This is a genomic window from Streptomyces sp. NPDC048603 (assembly GCF_043199475.1).
Classification (GTDB): Bacteria; Actinomycetota; Actinomycetes; order Streptomycetales; family Streptomycetaceae; genus Streptomyces.
Genome location: NZ_JBICVY010000003.1, coordinates 251,091 through 272,935, shown reverse-complemented (window position 1 = coordinate 272,935; position 21,845 = coordinate 251,091). Strand labels below are relative to the sequence as shown.

General features: G+C 71.0%; 16 protein-coding genes. 6 read left to right on the top strand and 10 right to left on the bottom strand.

Translation table 11 applies throughout. From position 1 onward, the window contains the following. Nucleotides 1-2: 2 nt before the first annotated feature. The 3 genes from ACGFQ9_RS07845 to ACGFQ9_RS07835 all read left to right on the top strand — a co-directional run bounded on the left by ACGFQ9_RS07845 (nucleotide 3) and on the right by ACGFQ9_RS07835 (nucleotide 2,862). Nucleotides 3-1,073: a ParA family protein gene (locus tag ACGFQ9_RS07845; RefSeq protein ID WP_393572298.1), complete on the top strand. Its 1,071-nt coding sequence runs from the start codon at nucleotides 3-5 to the stop codon at nucleotides 1,071-1,073. Continuing rightward, complete coding sequence (locus ACGFQ9_RS07840) at nucleotides 1,070-2,152, top strand: ParB/RepB/Spo0J family partition protein (RefSeq protein WP_393572296.1); 1,083 nt, start codon at nucleotides 1,070-1,072, stop codon at nucleotides 2,150-2,152. Before ACGFQ9_RS07845 ends, ACGFQ9_RS07840 begins: the two co-directional genes overlap by 4 nt. A gap of 92 nt (nucleotides 2,153-2,244) precedes the next feature. Beyond that, nucleotides 2,245-2,862 carry a GNAT family N-acetyltransferase gene (locus tag ACGFQ9_RS07835; protein WP_393572294.1) on the top strand — a complete coding sequence of 206 codons (618 nt, stop codon included), beginning with the start codon at nucleotides 2,245-2,247 and terminating at the stop codon, nucleotides 2,860-2,862. A 111-nt stretch (nucleotides 2,863-2,973) separates the two neighbouring features. On the opposite strand, the gene trxA is transcribed toward ACGFQ9_RS07835, so the two are convergent. The 7 genes from trxA to ACGFQ9_RS07800 form a co-directional block, all read right to left on the bottom strand. Further along, nucleotides 2,974-3,306 carry a thioredoxin gene (gene trxA / locus ACGFQ9_RS07830; protein ID WP_393572292.1) on the bottom strand — a complete coding sequence of 111 codons (333 nt, stop codon included), beginning with the start codon at nucleotides 3,304-3,306 and terminating at the stop codon, nucleotides 2,974-2,976. Between the two features lie 49 nt (nucleotides 3,307-3,355). Next, complete coding sequence (gene trxB, locus ACGFQ9_RS07825) at nucleotides 3,356-4,315, bottom strand: thioredoxin-disulfide reductase (RefSeq protein ID WP_393572290.1); 960 nt, start codon at nucleotides 4,313-4,315, stop codon at nucleotides 3,356-3,358. 126 nt (nucleotides 4,316-4,441) lie between these two features. Then, the gene (locus ACGFQ9_RS07820) at nucleotides 4,442-5,443 is read right to left on the bottom strand and encodes a hypothetical protein (protein WP_393572288.1); all 1,002 of its coding nucleotides are present in this window, start codon (nucleotides 5,441-5,443) and stop codon (nucleotides 4,442-4,444) included. Beyond that, nucleotides 5,440-6,138 (bottom strand): RNA polymerase sigma factor SigM, encoded by a 699-nt coding sequence (sigM, locus tag ACGFQ9_RS07815; RefSeq protein ID WP_393572286.1) that lies wholly within the window; start codon nucleotides 6,136-6,138, stop codon nucleotides 5,440-5,442. The genes ACGFQ9_RS07820 and sigM overlap by 4 nt, the downstream gene beginning before the upstream one ends. A gap of 128 nt (nucleotides 6,139-6,266) precedes the next feature. Further along, entirely contained in the window at nucleotides 6,267-8,000 is a 1,734-nt protein-coding gene (locus ACGFQ9_RS07810; protein WP_393572284.1) for a protein kinase family protein, read from the bottom strand. Between the two features lie 117 nt (nucleotides 8,001-8,117). After that, nucleotides 8,118-10,301, bottom strand: a complete 2,184-nt coding sequence (gene murJ, locus ACGFQ9_RS07805) for a murein biosynthesis integral membrane protein MurJ (protein WP_393572282.1) — start codon at nucleotides 10,299-10,301, stop codon at nucleotides 8,118-8,120. A gap of 44 nt (nucleotides 10,302-10,345) precedes the next feature. Then, nucleotides 10,346-12,673: a DUF6049 family protein gene (locus tag ACGFQ9_RS07800; protein WP_393572280.1), complete on the bottom strand. Its 2,328-nt coding sequence runs from the start codon at nucleotides 12,671-12,673 to the stop codon at nucleotides 10,346-10,348. Nucleotides 12,674-12,804: 131 nt separating this feature from the next. Here ACGFQ9_RS07800 and ACGFQ9_RS07795 point away from each other — a divergent pair, with 131 nt between their 5' ends. Further along, on the top strand, nucleotides 12,805-14,271 hold the full coding sequence (locus ACGFQ9_RS07795; protein ID WP_393572278.1) for a CCA tRNA nucleotidyltransferase: 1,467 nt from the start codon (nucleotides 12,805-12,807) through the stop codon (nucleotides 14,269-14,271). 106 nt (nucleotides 14,272-14,377) lie between these two features. Here ACGFQ9_RS07795 and ACGFQ9_RS07790 read toward each other — a convergent pair whose 3' ends face one another. The 3 genes from ACGFQ9_RS07790 to ACGFQ9_RS07780 all read right to left on the bottom strand — a co-directional run bounded on the left by ACGFQ9_RS07790 (nucleotide 14,378) and on the right by ACGFQ9_RS07780 (nucleotide 17,507). After that, nucleotides 14,378-15,664 (bottom strand): MFS transporter, encoded by a 1,287-nt coding sequence (locus tag ACGFQ9_RS07790; protein ID WP_393572276.1) that lies wholly within the window; start codon nucleotides 15,662-15,664, stop codon nucleotides 14,378-14,380. A 105-nt stretch (nucleotides 15,665-15,769) separates the two neighbouring features. Next, complete coding sequence (locus tag ACGFQ9_RS07785; RefSeq protein WP_393572274.1) at nucleotides 15,770-16,852, bottom strand: inositol-3-phosphate synthase; 1,083 nt, start codon at nucleotides 16,850-16,852, stop codon at nucleotides 15,770-15,772. A 52-nt stretch (nucleotides 16,853-16,904) separates the two neighbouring features. Continuing rightward, complete coding sequence (locus ACGFQ9_RS07780; protein WP_393572272.1) at nucleotides 16,905-17,507, bottom strand: helix-turn-helix transcriptional regulator; 603 nt, start codon at nucleotides 17,505-17,507, stop codon at nucleotides 16,905-16,907. A gap of 226 nt (nucleotides 17,508-17,733) precedes the next feature. On the opposite strand from ACGFQ9_RS07780, the gene ACGFQ9_RS07775 reads away from it, so the two are divergent. Together ACGFQ9_RS07775 and ACGFQ9_RS07770 are read left to right on the top strand one after the other, a co-directional pair. Then, on the top strand, nucleotides 17,734-20,355 hold the full coding sequence (locus ACGFQ9_RS07775) for a transglycosylase domain-containing protein (RefSeq protein WP_393572270.1): 2,622 nt from the start codon (nucleotides 17,734-17,736) through the stop codon (nucleotides 20,353-20,355). 23 nt (nucleotides 20,356-20,378) lie between these two features. Continuing rightward, nucleotides 20,379-21,842: a glycosyltransferase family 87 protein gene (locus tag ACGFQ9_RS07770; protein ID WP_393572268.1), complete on the top strand. Its 1,464-nt coding sequence runs from the start codon at nucleotides 20,379-20,381 to the stop codon at nucleotides 21,840-21,842. Nucleotides 21,843-21,845 lie beyond the last annotated feature (3 nt).

The following is a 21,845-nucleotide window of genomic DNA, read 5'->3' as shown; positions in this document are numbered from 1 at the left end:
GCATGGCAGGCTCTGTTCAGCGCGAGCCTGATGCTGATGTCGAGGAGAGTGAATCCGTGCGGTCAGACGCCAACCTTGCGGGGCCGATGGCCGAACCGGTCCCCGGCCCCCGCACCGAGTCGGCGGGCGATGTTTCCCTGGGGCTCCCCCCGGCGCAGCCGGGCGGAGAGATCACACCGCCCCCGGTGGACAACGACACCCCGATCGGGCGGGCCGCCCAGCTGGCGGTGGAGGCACTGGGACGGGCCGGTGCGGGGCTTCCCCGACCGGAGCGGACCCGGGTCATCGTGGTCGCCAACCAGAAGGGCGGCGTGGGGAAGACCACCACGACCGTGAACCTGGCGGCCTCGCTGGCCCTGCACGGCGCCCGTGTCCTGGTCATCGACCTCGACCCCCAGGGCAACGCGTCCACCGCGCTGGGCATCGACCACCACGCCGAGGTGCCGTCCATCTACGAGGTGCTGGTGGAGAGCCGGCCGCTGCTGGAGGTCGTCCAGCCGGTGCCGGACGTGGAGGGGCTGTTCTGCGCGCCCGCCACGATCGACCTGGCCGGTGCGGAGATCGAGCTGGTGTCGCTGGTGGCGCGGGAGAGCCGGCTGCAGCGGGCCATCCAGGCCTACGAGCAGCCGCTCGACTACATCCTCATCGACTGCCCGCCCTCGCTGGGCCTCCTCACGGTCAACGCCCTGGTGGCGGGGGCCGAGGTGCTGATCCCGATCCAGTGCGAGTACTACGCGCTGGAGGGCCTGGGCCAGCTGCTGCGGAACGTCGACCTGGTGCGGTCGCACCTGAACCCGGCCCTGCACGTCTCGACGATCCTGCTGACGATGTACGACGGCCGGACCCGGCTGGCCTCCCAGGTCGCCGAGGAGGTGCGCAGCCACTTCGGCAAGGAGGTGCTGCGCACGAGCATCCCGCGCTCGGTGCGCATCTCGGAGGCGCCGAGTTACGGGCAGACGGTTTTGACGTACGATCCGGGGTCCAGTGGTTCCCTCTCCTATCTGGAGGCGGCGCGGGAGATCGCGTACCGGGGCACGAATCACATGCACAACGCGGCGGAGGGGATCCAGTGAGCGATCGACGTAGAGGTCTGGGGCGGGGACTCGCCGCACTGATCCCCGCGGCTTCGCCGGAGCAGGACGGGCCGGTGGTGGGGGCGGGCTCCGTCTCCCCGAGCGCGGTGCCGGTGCTGCCGGCCGAGCGCGGTGTGGCGGCGGCGAAGCTGGCTTCTCTCGCGCAGGCCGAGGTTCCTCTCCCGGCTGCCGATGGGGTCGTCCCGGGGGAAGCGGAGCCGGTGAACACGGTGGCCGGGGCGTCCTTCGCGGAGCTCCCGCTGGACTCCATCACACCGAACCCCCGCCAGCCGCGTGACGTGTTCGACGAGGACGCGCTGGCCGAGCTGGTGACCTCGATCCAGGAGGTCGGTCTGCTGCAGCCCGTGGTGGTGCGCCAGGCCGGTCCGGACCGCTACGAGCTCATCATGGGTGAGCGCCGCTGGCGGGCCTGCCGGGAGGCGGGCCTGGAGCGGATCCCGGCGATCATCCGGGCGACCGAGGACGAGAAGCTGCTGCTGGACGCGCTGCTCGAGAACCTCCACCGGGCCCAGCTGAACCCGCTGGAAGAGGCGGCGGCCTACGACCAGCTGCTCCGCGACTTCGGCTGCACCCACGACCAGCTGGCGGACCGCATCGGGCGTTCCCGCCCGCAGGTGACGAACACCCTGCGGCTCCTGAACCTGGCGCCCACGGTGCAGAACCGCGTCGCGGCGGGCGTGCTCCTGGCCGGGCACGCGCGGGCGCTGCTGCCCGTCAAGGACCCGGAGGAGCAGGAACAGCTGGCCAGGCGGATCGTGGCCGAGGGCCTGTCGGTCCGGTCGGTCGAGGAGATCGTCTCCCTGATGACTCCGGAGACGGCGACCAAGCCGAAGCCGAAGGGGCCGCGGGCCGGTGCCCGGGTGTCCCCGGCGCTGAACGAGCTGGCCTCCCGGCTCTCGGACCGCTTCGAGACCCGGGTGAAGGTGGACCTGGGCCAGAAGAAGGGCAAGATCACCGTCGAGTTCGCGTCGATGGAGGATCTGGAGCGGATCCTGGGCACGCTGGCGCCGGGCGAGGGCCGGGTGCTGGAGCAGGGGCAGGGGCAGACGGGGGAGTAGTTCTCCGGGCCGCCCCCACGGAAGTGCGGAAGGGCGGGCCGTGCCGGTCGTGGACCGGTGCGGCCCGCCCTTCGCCCTTATACGATGCGTCCATGGGTCGTCGGCTGGTACCGCTCACGCTGGACAACCTTCAGGACCTGCCCAGGGGTTGCCGGTCCTGTGTGTTCTGGGAGCTGGATCCCGTCAGCGGTGAGGCCGCGGTCAAGGCGGGCACTCCGCACCTGGAGAAGGAGGCCTGGATCTCCGCGGTGCTCCTGGAGTGGGGATCCTGTGGCCGTGTGGTCTACGTGGACGAGGTCCCGGTCGGGTTCGTGCTCTACGCGCCGCCCGCCTACGTGCCGAGGTCCACGGCCTTCCCCACCAGTCCGGTGTCCCCCGACGCGGTGCAGCTGATCACGGGCGCGATCATCCCGGAGTACCAGGGGCAGGGTCTGGGGCGGGTGATGGTCCAGACGGTGGCCAAGGACCTGCTGCGCCGGGGCTTCCGGGCCATCGAGGCCTTCGGGGACGCGCGCTGGGAGGGGCCGGGGTGTCTGCTGCCGGCCGACCATCTGCTGGCGGTGGGCTTCAAGACGGTGCGGCCGCACCCCGCGCATCCGCGGCTGCGGCTGGAGCTGCGTTCCACGCTGTCCTGGAAGGAAGACGTGGAGCTGGCGCTGGACCGGCTGCTGGGCGCCGCCCGAAAGGAACCGGTGCTGCGCCCGCTGTGAGGGCGTTCCCGCGGTCGGGCCCTTCTGGTGGACGGGCCGGAAACGCGGGACGGGGCCGCACCTCGCCGGTGCGGCCCCGTCCTCTGCGCGGGGGCGTCAGCCCCCTGCCGACTAGCCCTGGATGAAGTCGTCCAGGTCGCGCAGGATGGCGGCCTTGGGCTTGGCGCCGACGATGGTCTTGGCGACCTCGCCGCCCTGGTAGACGTTCAGCGTCGGGATCGACATGACGCCGTACTTGGCGGCCGTTTCCGGGTTCTCGTCGATGTTGAGCTTGACGATCTCGATCTTGTCACCGTGCTCGGCGGCAATGGCCTCCAGCGACGGGGCGATCTGGCGGCAGGGGCCGCACCAGGCCGCCCAGAAGTCCACCAGGACCGGCTTGTTGCTCTTCAGCACGACCTCGGCGAAGTCTGCGTCGGTCACGTTCTTCAGGGTGCCGGCCACAGCGGCCTCCTTCTTCTTACTGCGGGGTGTGGGGTGAGGTGGTTCAGGATCAGACGGCGGCCGCGGACTTCTCGGCGTCCGTGAGGGCGGCGAGGAAGCGCTCGGCGTCGAGAGCGGCGGAGCAGCCGGTACCGGCGGCGGTGATGGCCTGGCGGTAGGTGTGGTCCACCACGTCGCCGGCGCCGAAGACACCGGTGAGGTTGGTGCGGGTGGAGGGGGCGTCGACCTTCAGGTAGCCGTCCTCGTCGAGCTCCAGCTGGCCCTTGAAGAGCTCGGTGCGCGGGTCGTGGCCGACGGCGATGAACAGGCCGGTGACGGCCAGCTCGGAGGTCTCGCCGGTCTTGGTGTTGCGCAGGGTCAGACCGGAGAGCTTGGACTCGCCGTGGATCTCGGCGACCTCGCTGTCCCAGGCGAACTTGATCTTCGGGTCGGCGAAGGCCCGGTCCTGCATCGCCTTGGAGGCGCGCAGGCTGTCACGGCGGTGCACGATGGTCACGGACTTGGCGAAGCGCGAGAGGAAGGTGGCCTCCTCCATCGCGGTGTCGCCGCCGCCGACCACGGCGATGTCCTGGTCCTTGAAGAAGAACCCGTCGCAGGTGGCGCACCAGGAGACACCGCGGCCGGAGAGGGCGTCCTCACGCGGCAGGCCGAGCTTGCGGTGCTGCGAGCCGGTGGTCACGATGACGGCCTTGGCGCGGTGCACCGTGCCGGCGGTGTCGGTGACGGTCTTGATCTCGCCCGTGAGGTCGACGGTCACGATGTCGTCGGGGACCAGCTCGGCACCGAAACGCTCGGCCTGCGCGCGCATGTTGTCCATGAGGTCCGGACCCATGATGCCGTCGCGGAAGCCGGGGAAGTTCTCCACCTCGGTGGTGTTCATCAGCGCGCCACCCGCGGTGACGGCACCTTCGAAGACCAGGGGCTTGAGCGAAGCGCGTGCGGTGTACAGGGCAGCCGTGTAGCCGGCCGGCCCGGAGCCGATGATGATCACGTTACGGACGTCGCTCACGGGTTCTTTCCTCGTCTCTGCGGACTTCTCTGATGCCTACCGGGGGCCGGTGCGGACTCTCACCCCACCCAACGGATCCTACGGCGCGTGCATTCCCGAGTTGTCCCCGTGACCGGAACGCGTGCTTCAAGGGCGCGGGTAGGTGGCCTTCAGCAGCGGTGCCCCCGCGGCCGCACCAGGGGTGTTCTCGCAGGTGGACTCTACGAGATAGGCATCGACCCGGGCGGGATCGCCGGGGTGCGGGAGGACCACCAGGTACACCTCGGACCCCTTGAAGGTCCCCCGTTCGGCCGCCAGCGGCGGCTCGGCGCGGCCGGTGCCCGCCTGGACGCACTGCGGCACCCCGGGCGCCCGGCCCGTCGCCGAGCGGTCCTCCGGAGCGGTCAGGCCCGGCGTGGTGCCCTCCAGGCCGAAGGTGGTCGTCTCCCCCGGATCGGCCTGCGGTGCCGCACCGCCCAGGAGCTGCCGCACGTTCGTCGGCAAGCCTTCCTCGGTGAAGGCGCTGACGGGAGCCGCGGCCCGGTCGGAGCTCGCGGAGCGCGCGGTCTCCTTGGTGGCGGCGTCATGGCCGCCGGTGGGCGAGGGGAAGCCGCCGGACAGGTAGATGCCGAGGACGCAGGCTGCCGCGGCGGCCAGCGCCCCGAGTGCGGCCATCCGGCGGCGGGCCCGGGCCCGGCCCCGTCCGGGTCCGGTGCTGCCACCGGCGTGCCCGGCGGGGGCGGTGCGCGGTGTGCGTGCTCCCGTGGTGGCGGGCGATGTTTCACGTGAAACATCGGGTGTGGAGGCCGTGCCCGCGGCCTTCGCGGTCGGGCTGGTCTCCGCCGTACCCGTGCCGGTCCGCGGCTCCGGGGCCTCGGGCGCGGTGCGGTCGAGGAGGGCCTCCGCGGCGAGCGCGGCGTCGATGCGCCCGGCGATGTCGGCGGGCATGCGGGCGGGCCCCGGCAGGGTGCCGAGCAGGCCGCGGATCTCCTCCAGGGAGGCGCGGACGTCCTCGCACAGCGGGCAGTCGGTCAGATGACGCCGGACCTCCGCACTGCGGGAGGGAGAAAGCAGACCTTCGGTGAGGTCGGAGATCTCCGAGACGTCAGGGTGCCGGATCGTGCCGGGCGCGTCCGTTGCGGGGCTCACGTTCGTCCACCTCCGCCCTTCACAGCATTCGGGTCCCTGGATTCTGCTGCCGGTGGGACGGGAGTCCCCTGCGACCGGTTCCTTCCCCGCCCGGAGGTGGTGTTATCCACGGGATCGGTGCGCAGATGAGTGAGCATCGGGACGAGTTTCGCCCGGCCACGGGCGCAGCGGCTCTTGACGGTCCCGGTGGGCACGTCGAGGATCCGGGACACCTCGGCCACTGAGTAGCCCTGCATGTCGACGAGGACCAGGGCGGCCCGCTGTTCGGCGGGCAGGGTGGCCAGAGCGGCCAGCAGCTGCCGGTGCAGGTCCTGCCGCTCCGCGGGGGCCTCGGCGGACTCGTGGGGCTCCAGCAGCCGTTCCAGCCGCTCGGTGTCGTCCAGCGGCGCGGTCCGCCGGGTGGCTGCCTTGCGGGCCCGGTCGAGGCAGGCGTTCACGGTGATCCGGTGCAGCCAGGTGGTGACGGCGGAGTCCCCGCGGAAGGTGTGGGCGGCCCGGTAGGCGGAGACCAGGGCGTCCTGCACGGCGTCGGCGGCCTCCTCGCGGTCGCCGAGGGTGCGCAGCGCGACGGCCCACAGCCGGTCACGGTGGCGGCGTACGAGCTCACCGAAGGCGTCGGCATCGCCGGCCACGTGGCGGGCGAGCAGCTCGCGGTCGTCGGCCCGGCCGGGCTCGCCGGGATTCGCGTCGGACATCACACCTCCCCTCCCGGAGGGAGCGTACGGGGCGGGCGGGGCAAAGACGAGGGTCCGCCGTGCCGGTGGCGCGGCGGACCCGGAACATCCCTGCCGGGGGTCCCCCCGGACGGAGTCCGGGGGAGGCGTCAGAGGTCGGCGCCGAGGACCTTGATGTTGCTGATGCCGCCCCGGTAGCCGCCTTCCGACGGGGGCAGCGCGGTGATGTGGACCAGGACGTACCGGGTCTTCACCGGGGTGTCGAGGGTGGCGCGGAGCGTGTCCTGGGTGGTGGCGAGCTTGCTGATCTGCTGCGGGAACCCGGAGACCGTCGTGGGCCGTGAAGAGGTGTCCGCGCCCGCGGCCAGGAGCTCGACCTTGTGGCCGGAGCCGTGGAAGTCCACTTCGAGGCCGGTCACGTTCTTGACGCTGCCGAGGTCGACCACGATGCCACTGCCGTCGTCGTAGTCGCCGAGGTTCCCGAAGTTCGCGTGGCCCTTGAAGAAGTTGGTGATCCACGCGGAGGAGGGATCGCCGTCGGTGGCCTTGTCGGCGCTGGCCGCCTTGATCTGCTCCCTGCCGAACACCGCGGTGCCGCTGATGGCCAGCGGCTTCGACTCGATCTTCTCCGGGGCCTCGTTGCCGTTGTTCGCGGGAGGCTGGTTCTGGCTGGTGTCGGTGCTCTGGTCCCTGCGGTCCAGCAGGGTGTCCGCGAGCTGCCAGCTGCCCAGGCCGAGCGCGGCGATGAGCAGTGCCGCGACGCCCCACTTCAGGACCCGGCCGGTGCGGCTCTGCAGCGGCGGCGGCGGAGGAGGGACCCGCGGCATCGCGGTGGTGGGCGCGCCGGGCCGGGGCGCGCCGTAGCTGCCCTGCTGGTAGGTGGTGTGCTGGTATTCGGGCGGAGCGGTGAACGCCGGCTCCGGGGGCCGGATGCGGGGCATCGCGGCGACCGCCCTGGCCAGCTCCTCCGGGGTGGTGCAGGCGGGCTCCTGCCGGGAGGCGGTGGCGCCGTCGTTGGCGAGGGCGCGCATGGCGAGCTCGCCGAGACCGCGGTGGACACCGGCGCGGACCTGGTCCGGCGGGATCAGGCCGACGTCCTTGGGCAGACCGGAGAGGCCGTACGCGTCGGTCTCGTACGGCCAGCGCTGGGTCAGGGCGGCGTACAGCAGCGCGCCGATGGCCTCGGTGTCGGTGCGCTGCGGAGTGTCGCTGGTGATGCCGCGCAGGGCGGCGTTCACGGCGAGCCCGCGGATCCGGTACTGCCCGGTGGAGGTGCGCAGTATCGCCCCGGGGGTCAGGCGCAGGTGGGACAGGCCCTCGCGGTGCGCGGCGGCCATGGCCTGGGAGACCTGGCTGACCAGCTGGTAGGCGTCATGGGGCTCCAGCGGGGCGACGGCGAGCAGGGCGGTCAGCTCGGTGGCGTCCGGCAGCCACTCGTGGACCACGTAGACGAGGTCGTTCTCCTCGACGGCGTCGAGGACCTGGACGAACCGGGGGTCCCCGAGCAGGGCCGACGACCGGGCTGCGGCCAGGACCGACCGCGCCCGCGGGTGGTCCGCGGGCAGCAGGTGGACGCCCACGGCGCGGCGCAGCTTCTCGTCCATCGCGCGCCAGCTGCTGAATCCGTCCAGACGGGTGACGCACTCCTCGAGCCGGTACCGCCTGGCCAGCTTGTGGCCGCTGTGGAGTTCCGGCGCGGGAGTTGCCGCCGTGGTCTTGCCCTGCCTGGGCGACGCGTCCGAACCGGAAGCGGGCTCGTCCGCGACGAATCGGGCGTCCTGGGTTTCCGCCCCGTCGGCCGTGGCCTTGGCCGCCTGAGCGGCCGGCGGTTCGTCGCCGCCGTTGTCGGCCACGTCGACGGCAGCCGTGCTACGTTCCGCCACCGTCGTTCCTGCCTCCCCATCCGTTGCACGCTGTCGGCCAGTCTGCGAAGCCATGCCAATTGTGCCCACAGTCCGCCGCTATGCACGACACGCGATGGGCGCCGATGGTTGCGCCCATCAGCGACCCAGTCGTCCGCGCACCATCCCGACCATGGCGTTCAGCTCCTGGATCCGCATGCGCTTGGCGGCGGTGAGGAATACCGCCGCAAGGAGGATTCCGCCGACGGCCAGCGCGGTGAGGGAACCGAGCACTCCGCTGCCCAGGAAGTAGGTGACGCCCCAGGCCGCGGCACCGGCCACCAGCGCGGCCGGAACGCAGGCGCCCGCGAGGCGGGTGTAGGTGCGGATGACCTGGGCGCCGTCGAGGTCGCCGCCCAGCCGGTTCTTGAGGCGGCGCCAGGCGACGCCCACGCCGACGGTGTAGCCCAGGCCGTAGGCGGCCGCCATGCCGACGACGGCCCACCGGGCGGGCAGTACGAAGAAGGCGGCGGTGGACACGGCGGCGTTGACGCCGGCGACGATCACCGTGTTGTAGAAGGGCGTCCGGGTGTCCTCGTAGGCGTAGAAGCCGCGGAGCACGACGTACTGGATGGAGTACGGGATCAGGCCGAGGCCGAAGGCCATCAGGACGTAACCGATGTTCTGGGCGCCGGCGCCGGACCCGGCGTACAGCAGGGTGGCCATCGGCACGCCGAGCGCGAGGAAGGCGAAGGCGCAGGGGACGATCGCCACGGCCGAGGTGCGCAGGCCGTAGGAGATGTCGTCGCGGACCGCGGCGGCGTCGCCGTCGTGCGCGGAGCGGGAGATCCGGGGGAGGACGGCGGTCATCACCGAGACGGTGATGATGGCCTGCGGCATCTGCCACAGCAGCAGCGCGTAGTTGTACGCGGTGATACCGGTGCCCGAGTGGCCCTGCTTCTCGGCCACGGAACCCGCCCAGGTGGCGAGCTGGGTGACGACGACCAGGCCGACCTGGTTGGCGAGGACGAAGAAGAAGGTCCACTTGGCCAGGCGGGCGGCCTTGCCGAGGCCGTGGCCCCGCCAGTCGAACCGCAGCTTCGGGGTGAACCCGGCGTCCCGCAGGTAGGGGAGCATCGCGAGCGCCTGGACGGTGAGGCCCAGCAGCGTGCCCAGGCCCAGCAGGCGGACCCCGTCGGCGGTGACCGTGCCGGCGGTGACGCCCGAGCTGGTGAACCCGCCGAAGGCCCAGATGAACGCGCCGAAGGTGGCGATGACCACGATGTTGTTGAGGACGGGGGTCCACATCATCGCGCCGAACCGGCCGCGGGCGTTGAGGATCTGACCGAGGACCACGTGCACGCCCATGAAGAACATGGTCGGCAGGCAGTACCGGGCGAAGGCGACCGCCACCTCCATCTGCTTCGGGTCGGAGGCGATCTTCGGGGACATCATGGTGATGAACAGCGGCGCCGCCAGCACACAGACCGTGGTCACGCCGGCGAGCAGCACCACCACGAGGGTCAGCAGCCGGTTGGCGTACGCCTCTCCGCCGTCCTCGTCGTTCTTCATGGCCCGCACCAGCTGCGGGATGAAGACCGCGTTGAGGGCGCCGCCGCCGACCAGCACGTAGATCATCGTCGGCAGGGTGTTGGCGACCTGGTAGGTGTCGTTGAAGGTGCCCACGCCGATCGCGGCGGCGATCACCAGGGTGCGCAGGAAGCCGGTGATGCGGGACACGATCGTCCCGGCGGCCATCAGGGCGCTCGACTTCAGCAGGCTCGCGGCCTTGCCCGCCGGCTTGGCCGGGGCGGGCGCGGCCACCGGGGCCACCGGGGCTTCCACGGCCGGCGGCCGGGGTGCCGCCTGCTGGTCCCGGTACAGGTGCGCGAAGGCGTCGGGCTCCCGCTGCTCGTCCACGGTGGCGCCGGTGACCAGCGAGTCAACCCCGACGAACTCGGTGGTGGCGGCCTGGTCCCCGTACGGCAGGTGCCGGGAGGGGCCGTCCGGCTCGGGCGGCGGGGTCTGGGCCCACACCCGCGGGTCGGGGGAGTACGGGGGCGCCGCCGGAGCGGCGTACAGCGGGCCGGCCTCCTGGTAGGTGCCCGGTGGTGGCGGTGGGTGCGAGGCCCGGTCGTAGAGGGCCTCGGTGACCGGGTCCTGCGCGGACAGGTCCTGCGCCCGGTACGGGTCGTAGGCGTACGCGTCCGTGACGTACGGGTCGCGGTCCGGTGAGGGGGCAGGCGGCGGCACCTGACCCGGCGGGGTGCCCGGGGCAGTGCCCTGGGCGGGTGCGGGCCCGCCTGCACCCTGCGCGCGGTCACCCTCGTACGGCGCGTTCATGAACCCCACCTCATCGTCCCCAGGCCGACCGGCCACGGCATCGCTCAACGGTCCACCTTCTCACCCGGGCCGGAGCCGCTGTTGCTTTGCGGTCCGGTGTCCGCGCTCTCGTCACTCGGCTGCGTGCTCTCACCCGCGGCGGCACGGGCCGCCACGCGCTTGCGGGCGGCGTACATCTTGATGCCCGCCAGGACGAGGAGGAGCACACCGCCTGCGATCACGAGCATCACGGTGGAGGTGATCTCCGTGGCCTCGACGGTGAACTTGCGTTCCTTGCCGTACGGGACGCCGTCCTTGGTGAACAGCTGGGCCGTGACCTCGACCGGACCGCTCGCGGTGGCGTTGGCCGTGAACTTCACCGACTGGCTGTGTCCGCCCTGGACGGTGACCTCGTCGCTGGCCACGCCGCCCTCCCCTTCGAACATGAGGCGGGTGGGGTTGGCCGACTTCAGCCGCAGGACCAGCCCCTGCACGTCCTGGACCAGCCCGTTGGACACGGTGACCGGGATGGTCGCGCTGTGCCCGGACAGGGTGGCGTCGGACTTGCGGACCAGGCGGACCTTCTCGGTGAGGCTGATCAGGTACTGCTGGACCGCGTCGCGGTACAGCCGGGCCTCCTGGGGGCGGCCCCGCCACGACGTGGACATCTCCCGGTTCGTGGTGTTCCCGAACGGGATGGTGACGCGGTCGGGTGCGCTGAGGATCACCTTGAAGTTGTCGAGCGTGTTCTGCGTGGTGCGGATCTTCTCGAACGCCACCTGCGGGAGCTCGGTCTTGCGCAGCGCGTCCGGGTACTGGCCGGCGCCGGGCACCTGGGTGGTGGCCCCCGGGTCGGGCTTGGCCTTGGCCGCGGACTCCAGGTCCAGGGGCTGGGTCCAGCGTCCGGCCTGCAGCACCTGCAGGGCGCCCGCCATGGTCTGGGCCTGGCTGGCGGTGGGCATCCGCTGCGGGGCGACGACGAAGCTGCGCTGGGCGTCGGTGCGCTGCAGGTTCAGGGCGAGGCTCTGGGCCAGGAACTCCTGGGTCGCGAGGACGGCGTTCCGGGACGTCAGCATGTCGCCCTGGAAGGCGGTGGACAGCCGGGCGTCGGCGACGACCGCGGTGGCCCCGGCGCCGATCGGGCGGGCCGCCGTGGGCGTGTAGCCGAGGTTTCCGGTCTCCCGGAGGCTGTCGCTGCGGGTCAGCACGTTGTGTGCGCCGGCCGAGGTGGCCACGTTCACGATCGACGGGTCGATGGCGCCGTCGGCGGGCCAGGAGAAGTCGGTGGACGGGGTGATGTGCAGCACCGTCTCGACGGCCTGGGCGGCCTTGTCGGTGGCCGGACGCAGCTGGCCGAGGCTGCCGGACACGTCCTTGCCGCGGTGCGCGAGCGAGGCGAGGTCGGGGTCGGCGAAGGGCAGCGCGACCACCTTCTTGCCCTGGACCGCCTGCTCCAGGGAGTTCAGCCACTGCTCGGCGACCGCCCGGCTCTTGCCCGGGACGGTCTTCCCGTCGGGAGTGCGCACCCGGTAGCCCTTGGTCATCGCGTCGACCGTGTACAGCAGGTCGGGGTCGATGACCCAGGTGACCGGGAGCTCCTTGCCGAGGGCGACCATCTGTCCCAGCCGGCCGTCGGAGTCCAGCTCCTCGGCCAGGTCGTTGTCGACGAACACCGGGGTCTGGGTCTCGTCGGGGAGGGTCTCCGCGGTCAGGTGGGTGGTGGAGATCAGCGGCCAGACGAAGGTCAGCTGGGACCGCTTGGCGGCGGCCTCGGGCTGCCACGGCAGGAAGGTCCGCTCGATGCCCAGGACCTGCTCGTAGGAGCGGGCCCCGGTCTCCCCCGACAGGGACACGGCCAGCGGGTAGACGCCGTCCGCATCCAGGTCGAGCTTGTTCACGGGAACCCGGAGGGTGAACTCCTGGCCGGCCTTCGCGGGCAGCGAGGCGATCTTCACGGAGTACGCCTGGTCGATCTCGGCGGGGTCGAGGCCCGACCGGAAGCGGGTCCGCTCGTTGACGTCGTCGATGGCGTCCCGGCTGGTCAGGGCGGAGCCCACGCGCAGGCCCACGTGCGCGTCCCTGATCGTCTCGCTGCCGGTGTTGGTCACCCGGCCGCTGATCGTGAGGGTGTCGCCCTTCACCGGGGCGCTGGGAGCCAGCGAGTCCAGCTGGACGTCGACCGAGCCGTTGTCGGCGGCCCGTGCCTCCGGCGCCGGAACGTAGACCAGGGCGGCCAGCACCGGGGTCCCGGCGAGCACGACCATCGCGCGCCGCAGCCAGCGGCGCCGGGCAGGAGCGGAGACCGGCCCGTTGAAGTCTCCCGTGTCTGCCGCTTCGGCCACGCGCTCGCCCGTTCCTCGAAGTGTCTGGTCGTCGGTTGTGCGTCCAGGCATGGTAACGAGACCCGCCGGGCCCGAGTGCCGCGCACTGCTCCACATGATCGGGCCCACCCGGCACCGGTGCGGCCCCGGGGTCGGCTTTAAACGGAAGCCGCCGCCGGGCGGGGCACGTACCCTTTTCTGTTGTGCCGAACGCCAATGAAGACTCCCCCAGCACCCTGAGTCAGGTGCAGCACCACGCGGTGAACGAATTGCTGCGGGTCGCCCCTGTCGCCGACGAGCTCGGCCGCCGTTTCCAGGAGGCGGGATTCCACCTCGCCCTGGTCGGCGGTTCCGTCCGCGACGCGCTGCTCGGGCGCCTCGGCAACGACCTCGACTTCACCACCGACGCCCGCCCCGAAGACGTCCTGAAGATCGTCAAGCCCTGGGCGGACACCGTCTGGGACGTCGGCATCGCCTTCGGCACCATCGGCTGCCAGAAGAGCGCCCGCGTCGGCGACGCCGTCCGGAGCTTCCAGATCGAGGTCACCACCTACCGGTCGGAGGCGTACGACCGGACCTCGCGCAAGCCCGAGGTGTCCTACGGCGACTCCATCGAGGAGGATCTGGTCCGGCGTGACTTCACGGTCAACGCCATGGCCCTCGCCCTGCCCGAGCAGCGGTTCATCGACCCGCACGGCGGCCTGGAGGACTTGGCGGCGCGCGTGCTGCGCACCCCGGGGACCCCGCAGGAGTCCTTCTCCGACGACCCGCTGCGCATGCTGCGGGCCGCCCGGTTCGCCGCCCAGCTGGACTTCGAGGTGGCCGACGAGGTCGTCGCCGCCATGGAGGCGATGTCGGACCGGATCGGCATCGTGTCCGCCGAGCGGGTCCAGGCGGAGCTGAACAAGCTGCTGCTCGCCGCGCACCCGCGGAAGGGCCTCGGTCTGCTGGTGGACAGCGGGCTGGCCGACCGGGTGCTGCCCGAGCTGCCGGCCCTCCGGCTGGAGCGGGACGAGCACCACCGGCACAAGGACGTCTACCACCACACGCTGATCGTGCTGGAGCAGGCGATCGACCTGGAGCACGACGGTCCGGACCTGGTGCTGCGGCTGGCCGCGCTGCTGCACGACATCGGCAAGCCCCGCACCCGGCGCTTCGAGACCGACGGCCGGGTCTCCTTCCACCACCACGAGGTGGTGGGCGCGAAGATGACCAAGAAGCGCATGACGGCGCTGAAGTACTCCAACGACATGGTCCGGGACGTCTCGCGGCTGGTGGAGCTGCACCTGCGGTTCCACGGCTACGGCGACGGCGAGTGGACCGACTCCGCGGTGCGCCGTTACGTGCGCGACGCGGGCCCGCTGCTGGACCGGCTGCACAAGCTGACCCGCTCCGACTGCACCACGCGGAACAAGCGGAAGGCCAATGCCCTCTCCCGGGCCTACGACGGCCTGGAGGAGCGGATCGCCCAGCTGCAGCAGCAGGAGGAGCTGGACTCGATCCGGCCCGACCTGGACGGCAACCAGATCATGGAGATCCTCGGCATCGGTCCCGGCCCCGTGATCGGCAAGGCGTACGCCCACCTGCTGGAGCTCCGGCTGGAGCACGGCCCGATGGAGCGGGACGCGGCTGTGACGGCCCTCAAGGAGTGGTGGGCCGCACAGGGCTGAGGCCCGCGGCCGCGTGCGCGGGCGGCGTTCCGCGGAGCGGCGTTTGCAGGGCGGTGTTTCACGGGGCGATGTTTCACGTGAAACATCGCCCCGTCTCCTTCTCCGGCTACGGCGCGGAGGCGCCCCCGGCGAAACGCCCCCCGCCCCGGGCCAGCGCCGTCGCGATCGCGGCGTACAGCAGGGACACCGCCACGATCAGCACCGCCGACTTCCCGTCGGGGGGCAGTACCAGTGCGGACACCGCCGCCGCCCCGACGAAGGCGACGTTGAAGAGCACGTCGTAGACGGAGAAGACCCGGCCGCGGAAGTCGTCGTCCACCCGGGACTGGACCTCGGTGTCGGTGGCGATCTTGGCCCCCTGGGTGGCCAGGCCCAGGATGAACGCGGCCGCGAGCAGCGGCCCGGGGGTGAAGAACAGTCCCAGCGCGGGCACCAGGACCGCGGCACCCGCGGCGCAGGCCGTGATCCAGCCCCTGGTCCCGAGCCGGGCCGCCATCGGCGGGGTCACCACCGCGGCGGCGAAGAAGCCCGCGCCGGAGACGCCGACCGCCAGCCCCAGCAGGGCCAGGCCGTCGGCCTCCCGGTCCGACCAGGCGTACCGGCACAGCATCAGCAGCATCACGAAGAGCGCCCCGTAGCAGAAGCGCATCAGGGTCATCGCGGCCAGCGCCTGGGCGGCCTCCCGGCGCCCGGCCAGGTGCCGGAGCCCCTCCGCCATGCCCCGTACGGTCAGGGCGACGCCTTCGGGGACCGAGGGGTAGCGGTGCTCGGGATCGTGGTCGGGGCCGAGCAGCCCGACGGCCAGCCGCAGCGAGGCCAGTGCCGCGGCCAGGTACAGGGCGGCCCCGAGCAGCACCACCACGGCATCGGCGTCGGGGGCGAGCACACGCACCAGGAAGGCGAGCCCTCCGCCCGCCGTGGCGGCCAGGGTGCCGGCGGTGGGGGACAGCGCGTTCGCGGTGACCAGCTGCCCGGGGCCGACCACACGGGGAAGCGACGCGGACAGCCCGGCCAGCACGAAGCGGTTCACGGCGGTGACCGACAGCGCGGAGGCGTAGAAGAGCCAGTCGGGGACCTGCGCCACGATCAGGATGCCGGTGACGCAGGCCAGGAAGGCGCGGAGCAGGTTCCCGAAGAGGAAGACCTGCCGGCGGCGCCAGCGGTCGAGCAGCACACCGGCGAACGGGCCGATCACGGAGTAGGGCAGCAGCAGGACCGCCATGGCGGAGGCGATGGCCGCCGGTGAGGTCTGCTTCTCCGGGGAGAAGACCACATAGGTGGCGAGGGCCACCTGGTAGACGCCGTCCGCCGCCTGGGAGAGGAGTCGTACGGCGAGCAGGCTCCGGAAGTCCCTCAGGCGCAGCAGTACGCGCAGATCCCGTACGACAGGCATGAGGGAAGGGTCACACACGCGGAGGGTCCCCGGACACATTGTCCGGGGACCCTCCGCGGAAGAGAAAGCGAAGACTTGCGTCTCGGCGCGTTTCGGCGACGCGTCTTAGCGCTCGACCTCGCCCTTGATGAACTTCTCGACGTTCTCGCGGGCCTCGTCGTCGAAGTACTGGACCGGCGGGGACTTCATGAAGTACGAGGAAGCCGAGAGGATCGGGCCACCGATGCCGCGGTCCTTGGCGATCTTCGCGGCGCGCAGGGCGTCGATGATGACACCCGCGGAGTTCGGGGAGTCCCACACCTCGAGCTTGTACTCGAGGTTCAGCGGAACGTCACCGAAGGCGCGGCCCTCGAGGCGGACGTACGCCCACTTGCGGTCGTCGAGCCACGCGACGTAGTCGGACGGGCCGATGTGGACGTTCTTCTCGCCCAGCTCGCGGTCACGGATCTGCGAGGTGACGGCCTGGGTCTTGGAGATCTTCTTGGACTCCAGGCGCTCGCGCTCGAGCATGTTCTTGAAGTCCATGTTGCCGCCGACGTTCAGCTGCATGGTGCGCTCGAGGACGACACCGCGGTCCTCGAAGAGCTTCGCCATCACACGGTGCGTGATGGTGGCGCCGACCTGCGACTTGATGTCGTCGCCGACGATCGGGACACCGGCCTCGGTGAACTTGTCCGCCCACTCCTTGGTGCCGGCGATGAAGACCGGGAGGGCGTTGACGAAGCCGACCTTGGCGTCGATGGCGCACTGCGCGTAGAACTTCGCAGCGTCCTCGGAACCGACCGGGAGGTAGCAGACGAGGACGTCGACCTGCTTGTCCTTGAGGACCTGGACCACGTCGACCGGGGCCTCGGCGGACTCCTCGATGGTGGCCCGGTAGTACTTGCCGAGGCCGTCGAGGGTGTGGCCGCGCTGCACGGTCACGCCGGACTGCGGGACGTCGCAGATCTTGATGGTGTTGTTCTCGCTGGCGCCGATGGCGTCCGAGAGGTCGAGGCCGACCTTCTTCGCGTCCACGTCGAAGGCGGCGACGAACTCGACGTCGCTCACGTGGTAGTCGCCGAACTGCACGTGCATCAGGCCGGGGACCTTCGACGCCGGGTCGGCGTCCTTGTAGTACTCGACGCCCTGCACCAGCGAGGCGGCGCAGTTGCCCACGCCGACGATGGCTACGCGAACCGAACCCATTCCGGTTGCTCCCTGTTCGTTCTCGGACGAGGACCTGCGGGGACGCAGGGCCTCAGTGTGTGGTTTCGTCGGACGGTCCGGGACGTCTCTGGTCCCGTCCCGCCCGCTCACTCTCGATGAGCTCGTTCAGCCAGCGCACTTCGCGCTCAACGGACTCCATACCGTGACGCTGCAGCTCGAGCGTGTAGTCGTCGAGGCGTTCGCGCCCGCGGGCGAGGGAGGCGCGCATCTTCTCCAGACGCTCCTCCAGCCGGCTGCGGCGGCCCTCCAGGACCCGCATCCGCACCTCGCGTTCGGTCTGGCCGAAGAAGGCGAAGCGGGCGGCGAAGGACTCGTCCTCCCAGGCCTCCGGCCCGGTGTGCGCGAGGAGCTCCTCGAAATGCTGCTTCCCCGCAGGCGTCAACCGGTAGACGATCTTGGCCCGCCGCCCTGCGAGTGAAGCGGCGAGGGCGTCCTCCGGAGCATTGCCGGGTTCCTCGATCAACCAGCCGTTGGCGACCAGCGTCTTGAGGCAGGGGTAGAGCGTGCCATAGCTGAACGCCCGGAACACCCCCAGCGAGGTGTTGAGCCGCTTCCGCAGCTCGTACCCGTGCATGGGGGACTCGCGGAGCAGGCCGAGCACGGCGAACTCGAGGATGCCGGAGCGTCTGCTCATCCGCCCACTTCCTCCCTCACCCCTGAGTTCGCAACTCTTTATGCCGAGCTGATGTATCGACTCGATACATCCGCACGATAGAACGGCCCGGGCCCGGCGACAAGTGGACGCCCTGTGACCGGCGTCACATCACGAAAATCGCACTCAATTCACAACAGGCGGGTTGCCTGGTTTAAGAGTGAACCTGTGCACTGGGTGGGTTTTGCGCGTGCGTAGTCTGTCCGCCATGAGCGAGCACCGCCGCAAACCGCCGCAGCCCCAGGGCGGCGGCCGCGCAGCGTCCCGCCGGGCCGCGCAGCAGCGCCCCGGCCGAGGTTCCGTGCCCGGACGCGACGTCCCCACCACATCGCACAGCGAGCCGTACGGCAGCCCGTACGGCGGTCAGCAGGGCCACGGCAGCAGAGCCGAGGCCCGCCGGGCCGCGCAGCGAGTCTCCGGCCGCGGCCGCGGCGGGGGCAAGGGAGCCGGCCTACCTGACAAGCGGCTGATCAACTACCCGCGGTCCGACCGGGACGGCTGGCAGCGCTTCATGCCCTCGTGGAAGCTGGTCAGCGGTACCGCTCTGGGATTCTTCGCGATCGTGACGGCCGGTGCCGGCATCGGCATCGCGATGGTCGGCGAGCCCAACCCTCACTTGGCGGCCCAGGCCCAGAACAACGTGTACTACTGGGCCGACGAGTCCCAGATGGCGGCCACCGGCGGCGAGTTCAACCGGCAGATCGTCCCGATCGAGCGGATCCCGCTGTCGATGCGCAACGCGGTGATCTCCGCCGAGAACGCGTCCTTCGAGACCGACAAGGGCGTCGACCCCATGGGCGTGGCACGTGCCGTGTTCAACATGGCGACCGGCGGAGAGACCCAGGGCGGCTCGACGATCACCCAGCAGTACGTCAAGAACAGCTTCCTCACCTCCGAGCAGACCCTGAAGCGCAAGGTCAGCGAGCTCTTCATCTCGGTCAAGGTGGGGTTCAGCGTGGAGAAGGACGAGGTCCTCGCCGGTTACCTGAACACCGCCTACTACGGCCGCGGCGCGTACGGCATCCAGGCCGCCTCCCGCGCGTACTTCGGCAAGGACTGCGACAAGCTCACGCCGTCCGAGGGCGCCTTCCTGGCGCAGGTCCTCAAGGGCCCCAACCTCTACAACCCTGACGGCGGCATCGGCAGCCAGGCCACCCCCGAGCTGAACACCGACCGCGCCGTTAAGCGCTGGGCCTGGGTTCTCGACCGCGAGGTCGAGGTGGGCCGGATGACCCCCCAGGAGCGCGACCAGGCCAAGGCGGCGGGCTTCCCCAAGCTCGCCGACCCCGCGCAGGCCCGTTCCCTCGCCGGCCAGACCGGCTACCTGGTCGAGACGGCCAAGCAGTACGTGATGAAGACCAAGGGCCTCACCGCGGAGCAGATGGCCCGCGGCGGCTACAAGATCTACACCACCTTCGAGAAGCCCCGGGTCGATGCCCTGGCCAAGGCCGTGGACGACACCCGCAAGGACTTCCTGGATCCGGTCAAGCGCCCCCAGTACGACACGAACGTCCAGTTCGGCGCGGCCTCCGTGGACGTGAAGACCGGCGCCCTGGTCGCCCTGTACGGCGGCCCGGGCTGGGACCAGAAGTACTTCAACAACAACGCCAACACCACCGGCGTCCCGGTGGGCTCGACCTGGAAGCCCTACGTGCTGGCGGCGGCCATGGAATACGGCACCCAGAACTCCGACGGCGAGGGCATCTCGGCCGACAGCAAGTACCAGGCCAACGACCTCACGGTGATCAACAACCGGGAGGGCAAGCCGCTGCGGGACAGCAAGGGCCGGCCCTTCCGGCAGAAGAACGAGAGCACCACCCCCTACGGCTACGTCACGCTCAACGAGTCGATGGAGAAGTCCATCAACGTGCCGTTCGCCCAGCTCGTCTTCGACGTCGGCCACGAGAAGGTGCGCAAGATGGCCGAGTCCACCGGCATCCTCCGTGAGTCGATGAACCCGAACAACGACGCCTCCTTCGCGCTCGGCACCTCCACCCCCAGCGCGATCCGGATGGCCGACTCCTACGCGACCTTCGCTGCCTCCGGCACCCACCGTGAGCCGTTCTCGGTGACCAGGGTGGAGCAGGACGGCGTGGAGCTCGACGGCTTCGAGCCCCCCAAGCCGCAGCGCGCGATGGACAACGACATCGCCGACAACATCACCAAGGTGCTGGAGAACGTCGTCCAGAACGGCACCGGCACCAAGGTCAAGAAGCTCAAGCGGCCGGCCGCCGGCAAGACCGGTACCACCGACGAGAACAAGTCGGCCTGGTTCGTCGGCTACACCCCGGAGCTCTCCACGGCCGTGACGCTCTTCCGGAGCGACCCCAACGCCAAGGAGAAGAAGCTCGAGTCGATGAAGAACGTCGGCGGTATCCCCTCCATCCACGGTGGTGACATCCCGGCCGAGATCTGGACCGAGTACATGATCGCCGCCCTCAAGGGCAAACCGGTGAAGGACTTCCCGGAGGCCGAGGACGTCGGCGTGACCGCCGACTCCGCCGGCGCCCCCACGCCGACGCCTTCGCCGAGCATCACCCCGTCGCCCTCGGCGTCGGAGGAGCCCGAGCCCAGCCCCAGCCCGTCCAAGCCCACCCCGTCCAGGGGAGGCAAGCAGACCTGCAAGCCGTGGCAGTGGAGCTGCACCAACCCCGACGGCGGCACCACCACCGGCACCGACACCGGCGGGATGACCGACGGAGGCACGGACGGCGGTCCCACCGGCGACCCGAGCCCCACCTTCACCACCAAGAGGCCGGGCCGGAGCGACGGGGGCACCACCACCGGGAGCACCATCTGGGGCACCACTGACGGCGGCACCGGCGGCTGAGCCCCGTACGGCAGGATGAACGCATGACCAAGGTGCACGAGGACCACCCCGTACCGCCCACGCGGGAGGACGAGCTGGCCGCCGCAGGCAGCGAGCTCATCGGCGGCCCGCTCGGCCGCCACGCCCTGCGGGGAGGCCACTGGCTCACCCCGGTACGGGTCGTGGTCCTCGTCGCCCTCGGCATGTTCGCCCTGGGCATGGTGCAGAAGGCGCCCTGCTACAACTGGGCCTGGTTCAAGGGCGCCAGCTCCCAGTACACCCACGCCTGCTACTCCGACATCCCGCACCTGTTCGTCGTACGCGGCTTCGCCGACAACCTCACCCCGTACTTCGACCGGCTGTCCGGCGACATGGAGTACCTGGAGTACCCGGTCCTCACCGGCCTCTTCATGGAGGTCGCCTCCTGGCTGACCCCGGGCGGCGGCTCCATGCAGCACCGCGAGCAGATCTACTGGATGGTCAACGCCGGCATGCTGATGGCCTGCGCCGCCGTCATCGCCGTCTGCGTCGCCCGCACCCACCGCCGACGCCCGTGGGACGCCCTGCTGTTCGCCCTGGCACCGGCCTTCGCGCTCACCGCGACCATCAACTGGGACCTGCTGGCCATCGCCCTGACCGCGGCCGCGATGCTCATGTGGTCCCGCGGCCGGGCCCTCGCCTTCGGCATCCTCATCGGCCTGGCCACCGCCGCCAAGCTCTACCCCGTCCTGCTGCTCGGCCCGCTGTTCGTGCTGTGCTGGCGCGCCGGGAAGTGGCGGGCCTTCGCGACCGCCGTCCTGGGCGCCGCGGGCTCCTGGCTGCTGGTCAACCTGCCCGTGATGATCGGGGCCTGGGAGGGCTGGACGAAGTTCTACACCTTCAGCCAGGAACGTCCCATCGACTTCGGCTCGGTCTGGCTGCTGATCTCCCAGCGCTCCGGGAACCCCCTGGAGGGCGCCAACACCTACGCCACCGTGCTGAACCTGCTGCTCTGCGCGGGCATCGGGCTGCTCGCCCTGACCGCCCCCCGGCGGCCCCGGTTCGCCCAGCTCGCCTTCCTGGTGGTCGCCGTCTTCATCCTGACCAACAAGGTCTACTCGCCGCAGTACGTGCTGTGGCTGATCCCGCTCGCCGCACTCGCCCGGCCGCGCTGGCGGGACTTCCTGATCTGGCAGGCCGGCGAGGTCGTCTACTTCCTCGGGATCTGGATGTACCTCGCCTACACCACCAGCGGGGACAAGCACCAGGGCCTGCCCGTGGAGGGCTACCAGCTGGCGATCGCCGCCCACCTGCTCTGCACCCTCTACCTGTGCGCGGTCGTCGTGCGCGACGTCCTGCGGCCCGAGCGGGACCCGGTGCGCCGGGACGGCTCGGACGACCCCTCGGGCGGGGTGCTGGACGGTGCCGAGGACGTGTTCGTCCTCGGAGACGCCGCGAGGGCGCCGCGGGAAGCGGCGCCCTCGGAAGCCTCGGAAGGACAGCGGGTCGAGTGGGGCGTCCGCCCCTGAACC